General features: G+C 60.3%; 8 protein-coding genes. All 8 read left to right on the forward strand.

What is annotated here, in order from left to right:
• Nucleotides 1–64 precede the first annotated feature (64 nt).
• The gene (locus ACXWUF_RS15900) at nucleotides 65–472 is read left to right on the forward strand and encodes a hypothetical protein (protein ID WP_458495634.1); all 408 of its coding nucleotides are present in this window, start codon (nucleotides 65–67) and stop codon (nucleotides 470–472) included.
• Nucleotides 473–738: 266 nt separating this feature from the next.
• Nucleotides 739–1,455, forward strand: coding sequence for a DUF2760 domain-containing protein (locus tag ACXWUF_RS15905; RefSeq protein ID WP_458495635.1), 717 nt, complete (start codon nucleotides 739–741; stop codon nucleotides 1,453–1,455).
• 172 nt (nucleotides 1,456–1,627) lie between these two features.
• Nucleotides 1,628–3,733 carry an Hsp70 family protein gene (locus ACXWUF_RS15910; protein WP_458495636.1) on the forward strand — a complete coding sequence of 702 codons (2,106 nt, stop codon included), beginning with the start codon at nucleotides 1,628–1,630 and terminating at the stop codon, nucleotides 3,731–3,733.
• A 66-nt stretch (nucleotides 3,734–3,799) separates the two neighbouring features.
• Nucleotides 3,800–3,982 (forward strand): type II toxin-antitoxin system HicA family toxin, encoded by a 183-nt coding sequence (locus ACXWUF_RS15915; protein ID WP_458495641.1) that lies wholly within the window; start codon nucleotides 3,800–3,802, stop codon nucleotides 3,980–3,982.
• Between the two features lie 236 nt (nucleotides 3,983–4,218).
• Nucleotides 4,219–5,226, forward strand: coding sequence for a cytosolic protein (locus tag ACXWUF_RS15920; protein WP_458495637.1), 1,008 nt, complete (start codon nucleotides 4,219–4,221; stop codon nucleotides 5,224–5,226).
• Nucleotides 5,227–5,364: 138 nt separating this feature from the next.
• Nucleotides 5,365–6,267: a restriction endonuclease gene (locus ACXWUF_RS15925; RefSeq protein WP_458495638.1), complete on the forward strand. Its 903-nt coding sequence runs from the start codon at nucleotides 5,365–5,367 to the stop codon at nucleotides 6,265–6,267.
• 62 nt (nucleotides 6,268–6,329) lie between these two features.
• A complete protein-coding gene (locus ACXWUF_RS15930; RefSeq protein WP_458495639.1) occupies nucleotides 6,330–6,587 on the forward strand; it encodes a type II toxin-antitoxin system Phd/YefM family antitoxin in 258 nt (85 codons plus the stop codon).
• A gap of 102 nt (nucleotides 6,588–6,689) precedes the next feature.
• A partial coding sequence (locus tag ACXWUF_RS15935) for a hypothetical protein (protein ID WP_458495640.1) occupies nucleotides 6,690–6,877 on the forward strand: 188 nt, incomplete at its 3' end.

The following is a 6,877-nucleotide window of genomic DNA, read 5'->3' on the forward strand; positions in this document are numbered from 1 at the left end:
GGCTTCGCTTACGTCAACAGAACCTAACTCAACACGTCTTTGTTTAAGCCAGGAGTTGCTGTCCATGAGATTTTTTGTAAGTGCCTTGATCGCCGGGATGACCCTGACGGCCTGCCAGTCCTCCGTCAAGCCAGAGGCTACGAGCCAAGCGTGGCAGCCCTCGACCCTGAGCCAACAGACCTTGGATAAGGTCCACGAGAGACTCCGTGTCTACGAGCAATGCGTCAATGACGAAACCCATACCCATCTAAACGATAAGGAAGATTCCCGCCGGGTAACGGATTTAATTTTGCAAAGCTGCGAAGACGAGCTATCCGCCGTGAAGGCGCCATTCCAGGCGGAGCAGGTGCCCGACCAAATTTCCGAGCGCTACCTGCGCAGCAAGCGTTCCCTGGCGGCCCAGCAGGTGCTGCGCGTTGTGATGGCCACCCAGGCCGTGCGCTCCGCCAACGAGCCGTCCGCGAAGCCGTGACCGGGCCGCGGCGTCGGCCCATCTTTTGGCGGGGGGATGGCGTGGTTGCTTGAAACCCGGTCCCGCCGCCCCAAACTTGGCACTTCTTTCCCAAACTATCTGTCCGAGGCGAGCCGGGCCGGGGGCCGGAAGAATCCCGCCCCATCCCCGCCCGCTCAACCCTCCGTTTGACCGTCTGGACCTGGCTTCCGGGCGGGCGAGTGTGGGGTGATGAATGATGACTATCCTTTCGCAACGACCCGCCAACCCATAATCAGAGGCTACTGATGCAAATCGACCCCAATCTATTCCCCACCACTTTCGACGTGGTCCATCTCGGACTCGCGGCCCTGGTGGTGGTGCTGTTAATCCTGCAAATCGTGCTGCTGTCCGTGGGTTTGATCGCCCTGCTGCGGCGCAAAAAATCCGAGGCGCCCGTCTCGGTGGTGATTGAAAAAGTCCCGCCGTCCTTGCTGCCCGAACCGCCCGCCATGCCGGTGCGGATCGTCATCGAGAAAGTCCCGGCGGAAATGATCCCGCCCGCCCCGCAAGTCATCCGCGAAGCGCTTAAGCCCATCGAGCCGCCCAAAATCGAACGGCCCGAGCCGGTCATCGTCAAAGAAGCGACGCCCGACGCGGCCCTGCAATTGCTCGGCCTGCTCCAGAAGGAGGCCCGCTTCCTCGACTTCGTTCAGGAGGACGTGGTCGGCTATGCGGATTCCGAGATCGGCGCCGCCGTCCGCGTGGTCCACGAGGGCTGCCGTAAGGTGCTGAAACAGCATTTCGAGCTGGAGCCGGTGCGGAAAGAATCCGAAGGCACCCGGTTGACCCTGCCCAAAGGCTTCGACCCCGCCACGGTGCGGGTCAGCGGCAACATCGTCGGCTCGCCGCCCTTCACCGGCACGCTGATCCATCGCGGCTGGCGGGCCGCTCAGGTGAAGCTGCCGAAAATCGCGGAAGGCCACGACACCCACATCATCGCGTCGGCGGAGGTGGAGCTGTGATTGTGCCTCGTCGTAGGTCGGACTTCGGCCCGACACGTTGTAGGTCGGGCTTTAGCCTGACAGGTCGGACTGAAGTCCGACCTACAGATTCCGGCCAATTATTTTTCGCCGATTACTTGGCGGGCACCGGCCCCGACACCATCCATCCCAACGCCTCAACGGAGGTAGCACTGTGAGCGACAAACGATATTCCGTAGGCATCGACCTCGGCACGACCAACAGCGTCGTTTCCTTCGTGGACCTGAACCAGGTGGACGGCGAAAAAGCCCCCCTGGAAGTCCTCGAAATTCCCCAACTGACCTCGCCCGGCGTGATCGGCGACAAGAAGCAGTTGCCGTCCTTCATGTACCAGGCCCACGAGGCCGAACTTGCCCCCGGCGACCTGGTGCTGCCCTGGGACGAGCGGCCTGAATCCATCGTCGGCGATTTGGCCCGGCAACTGGGCAGCAAGACGCCCATCCGCCTGGTGGCCAGCGGCAAAAGCTGGCTGTCCCATGGCGGCGTGGACCGCCGGGCCGCGATCTTGCCGTTGCAATCGCCGGAAGAGGTCAAGCGGGTCTCGCCCTTGCAGACTTCCATCGAGTATCTGCGCCACATGCGCGACGCCTGGAACGCCCGCTTCCCGGACGCGCCCCTGGCCGACCAGGATTTGGTCATCACCGTGCCCGCGTCCTTCGATCCGGCGGCGCGGGAACTGACCGTCGAGGCCGCCCACGCCGTGGGCCTGCCGCAGGCGGTGCTGCTGGAAGAGCCGCAATCGGCCCTGTATAGCTGGATTCAGACCAGCGAAGGCCACTGGCGCGAGCAGGTCAAGCCGGGCGACATCATCCTCGTCGTGGACGTGGGCGGCGGCACCACCGACTTGTCCCTCATCGCCGTGACCGAGGACGGCGGCAACCTGAACCTGAACCGCGTCGCCATCGGCGACCACATCCTCTTGGGCGGCGACAACATGGACTTGGCCCTGGCCTACCTGTTGAAGAACAAGCTCCAATCCGAAGGCAAGCGGCTCGAACCCTGGCAAATCCAGGCGCTCACCCATAGCTGCCGGGACGCCAAGGAAGGCTTGCTGTCCGATAACGACGCCCAGGAAATGGCCGTGGTCGTGCCGAGCCGGGGTTCCTCGCTGATTGGCGGCACGCTCCGCACCGCCCTGACCCGCGACGAGGTGAACCGCACTTTGGTGGAAGGCTTCTTCCCCCGCGTCGATCTCACCGACCGCCCGGCGGCGCAGACCCGCGCCGGCTTGACCTCGCTGGGTTTGCCCTACGCCAAGGACGCCCGCATCACCAGCCATCTGGCCGCGTTCCTAGGCCGACAAATCGGCGCAACGGCGGAGTTACAGGGCTTCAAAGTGCCGGAGAACGCCCGCTTCCTGCATCCCACCGCCTTGTTGCTCAACGGCGGCGTGTTCAAGTCCGCCTCGCTGGAGCGGCGTTTGCTGGAAGTCCTGAACTCCTGGCTGGAGGCCGACGGCGTCCCCGCCGCCCGTTTGCTGCACGGGGCTGACCTCGATTTGGCGGTTGCCCGTGGCGCGGCCTATTACGGCTATGTCCGCAAGGGCAAGGGCGTCCGCATCCGGGGCGGCACGGCGGCGGCGTACTACGTCGGCGTGGAAAGCGCCATGCCCGCCGTGCCGGGAATGCCGCCGGAAATCGAGGCCGTCTGCATCGCGCCCTTCGGCATGGAGGAGGGCACCGAGGCCGATTTGCCGCCCTATGAATTCGGCGTCATCGTGGGCGAGCCGGTGCATTTCCGGTTCTTCTCCTCCAACATCCGCCGCGACGATGTGGTGGGCACCCGCCTCGACTGGTGGTCGCCCGACGAGGTGGAAGAATTGGAATCCATCGAAGTCACCTTGACCGCCGAGAATCACCGGCCCGGCGAAGTCGTGCCCGTCCATTTGGCGGCGCGGGTGACGGAAGTCGGCACGCTGCAACTGGAAGCGGTGGCGCGGGGTGGCGGCGAGCGCTGGAAGGTGGAGTTCGACGTGCGGGCTGGCGGTGGCGGCGAAGCGGCGGCTCTGGCGTCCGAAGAAGCGCTGGTGCCGGAGGAGCCGATTCTGGGCAACACGGAGGCGGCGGTGGAACCCACCGAATCGGTCTATGCCGCGCCCGAACTGGAATCGCCTGCGGAGTCCGTGGCCGAGTCAGCCCCGGAAGAGCCTGTGACCGAGGGGACGCCAGAAGAATCATCCGCTGGTGAACTGTCGTCGGAGGAGTCCGGTTCCGGCTCGAAGAAAGGCAAGAAGGGGTTTTGGTCGACGTTCGGCAAGTAATGGATGGGATGTGGGGCGGGTTATGCCCGCCCCGACTTGGGGGGTATTTGATATATCTCTAAAAAGATTAGAGACCTTGTTGCTCGGTTGGAGCAGGCCGGGTTCATTAATCGGGGTGGGCAAGGAAGCCATAGACACTATGAGCATCCGAAAGCAGGGAGAATTACGATCTCGGGTCAGCTTGGCGACGACGCCAAACCTTATCAGGAACGCGAAGTGCGAAACAAAATCAGGGAGTCGGAGCAATGAAAGAAAGTGCCCGTTATTTGAAAATTGTCGAGTGGTCGGAAGGAGGATCAATGTTATGTGGGGCAATGTCCCGGTTTAATCGGTCCCTGTTGTCATGGCGACGATGAAGCTTTGGTTTACCGGGAACTTTGCCAGATTGTCGAGGAATGGATCGAGACGCTTAAAAGCGATGGAAAATTACTGCCACCGGCCACGGCGGGTAGGGGTTTGGTTTCAAGAATGTTGGAAGCGGCCTAGTGAATCATCAAGACGACTACGACAGCCCTTGGAAAGACGCCGTCCAGCACGATTTCCCGGCGTTTCTGGCGTTCTATTTCCCCGATATTTACCGCCAGATTGACTGGGAAGCGGGCTTCGCCCTTCTCGATCAGGAATTGCGGGCCATCGTCCGCGAGGCCGAGCAAGGCAAGCGGGTGGTGGACTTGCTGGTGCAGGTGCGGCGCTTGGATGGGCGGGAAACTTGGGTTTACATCCAGATCGAAATCCAAACCCAGCGCGACTTAGGTCTGCCGGAGCGGGTGTTCGTTTACCATTACCGCCTGTTCGACCGCTATCAAGCGCCCATTGCCAGTCTGGTGGTGTTGGCCGACCCCGTGTCCGGCTGGCGCCCGGATCGCTATGGCTACGAGCTGTTCGGCTGCGAAGTGGGCATTCGGTTTCCGGTGGTGAAGCTGACCGACTACGCCGCGCGGCTGGATGAATTGCTGGCCGACTCCAACCCCTTCGCTCTGGTCACCGCCGCGCACTTGCTGACGCAGCGGACCAAGGGCGACGACATGGCCCGTTATCACGCCAAGCGGCGGCTGGTACGGCTGCTGTACGAGCGGGGCTGGGACAAGCAGCGGGTGCTGGACTTGTTCTTCATTATCGACTGGCTGATGCGGGTGCCGGAGCATCTGACCCGGCAACTTTGGCAGGAAATCACTGAATGGGAAGAGGAGGATTATCGTATGCGGTATGTCACGAGTTTTGAGCGCTTGGCAGAAGCGCGGGGTATGGCCTTGGGCGAGGCGCAGGGCGAAGCGCGGGGTGAAGCGCGGGGTGAAGCACGACGCGGGGTACTGTTGCTGGAACGCTTGTTGGAGCGCCGCTTCGGGAAGCTGCCGGAACGGATCGGGGAACGCTTGCGGGGGGCGACGGTGGAGCAGTCGGAGCTATGGTTTGACCGGGCCTTGGATGCGAAGGATTTGGGCGAGGTGTTTGATGATCCGGCGAATGAGATGGGTGGAGAGAAGACCCAATGAGTGAATCCGTCCTGCCCGATGTCGGTATGGCTGAATTGTGGGCCTTGCTGGCGGAGTTATGGGGTTTCAGGCGCGGTGTTTTTCGGAAGTTTAATATTCCCCAATCCTCATTAAATCAGCCCAATAAAAAATCAAACTATGGCGATCCCCGACTTCCAATCCATTATGCTGCCCCTGCTTAAGTTTGCCGCCGACGGGCAAGAACACACCAAGCGGGAGGCGGTGGAATATCTGGCAGGTCACTTTAATTTATCCCCCACCGACTTAGAGCAAAAACTCTCCAGTGGTCGGCAAACTACATTCGATAACCGCATTGCTTGGGCGCGGACTTATTTGAAAATGGCTCAACTCTTGGAAGCGCCGAAACGGGGCTGCTTTCAAATCGCGCCGCGTGGCAAGTACGTACTCGCGCAGAATCCCGAACGGATCAATATCAAGTTTCTTGAACAATTCCCCGAGTTCGTCGCTTCCCGTAATTCCGAAAAAGCCAAGGGCAATGATTCCGAGCAGATGGTTTCGGAACAAACGCCCGAAGAAGTATTAGAGTTAACCCACCAGAAACTCAGGAAAAATCTGGCGGATGAACTTATCCAAGCGATTAAAGCTTGCAGCCCCGCATTTTTCGAGCAATTGGTGATAGATGTATTGGTCGGGATGGGATACGGGGGAACCCGGCAAGACGCCGGAAAGGCCGTGGGAAAGTCCGGTGATGGTGGGATTGACGGGATTATCAATGAAGATAGGTTGGGCCTAGATAGCATTTATATTCAGGCCAAGCGCTGGGAAGGCGCCGTGGGGCGACCAGAAATCCAGAAATTCGCAGGTGCCCTAATGGGCAAAGGTGCCCGGAAAGGAGTGTTTATCACAACCTCGAATTTTAGTAAGGAAGCCGTTGATTACGTCTCGAATATTGACCGGAAAATCGTGCTGGTGGATGGCGAAATGCTCGCGACCTTGATGATGGATCATAATGTCGGGGTATCAACCGTGGTTTCTTATGAAATTAAGAAGGTCGATCTCGATTATTTTACTGAAATCTGAGTCCATTTATCTGCTCTCATGCGCGGCCCCGAGATTCAAGCAAAACTGTTAAAGGCGGGATTATGCAAGTCAACTTAGCAGAAGCCAAAAACCAATTACCCCACTTAATTGTCGCAATGGAACAGGGCGAAGAAGTTATCTTAGCCCGAGACGGCGTGCCCGTCGCTAAACTCATCAAGTACGAGCCCCCGAAAATCAAGCCACCCGGCGCATGGAAAGGTAAGGTGAGTTATTCCCCGGACTGGAATACCCCGGAAACGAATGCCGAAGTTGAAAAGATATTTGCTCGTTCCCACGCGCCGCGTGGGAATGCAGTTTGAGCGCGCCGCGCTCCGAATCGACACACCCCGCAGCACGGGATAGCGGCGTTCCCACGCGCCGCGTGCGAACGATCAGAATCTAACCCCTCACCAAACCTCCCCATGCCCAACCCCCCCCACTACCTCATCGGCATCGACCTAGGCACCACCCACACCGTGGCGGCCTACGCGGACCTCACGCTAGGCACCCGCGCCCGGATCGAACTGTTCCCCATCGACCAGTCCATCAAGCCCGGCGAAATCGCCGCCCGGCCCCTGCTGCCGTCGGCCCGTTATCACGCCTCGCTGGA

Source organism: Methylomagnum sp. (genome assembly GCF_054333355.1).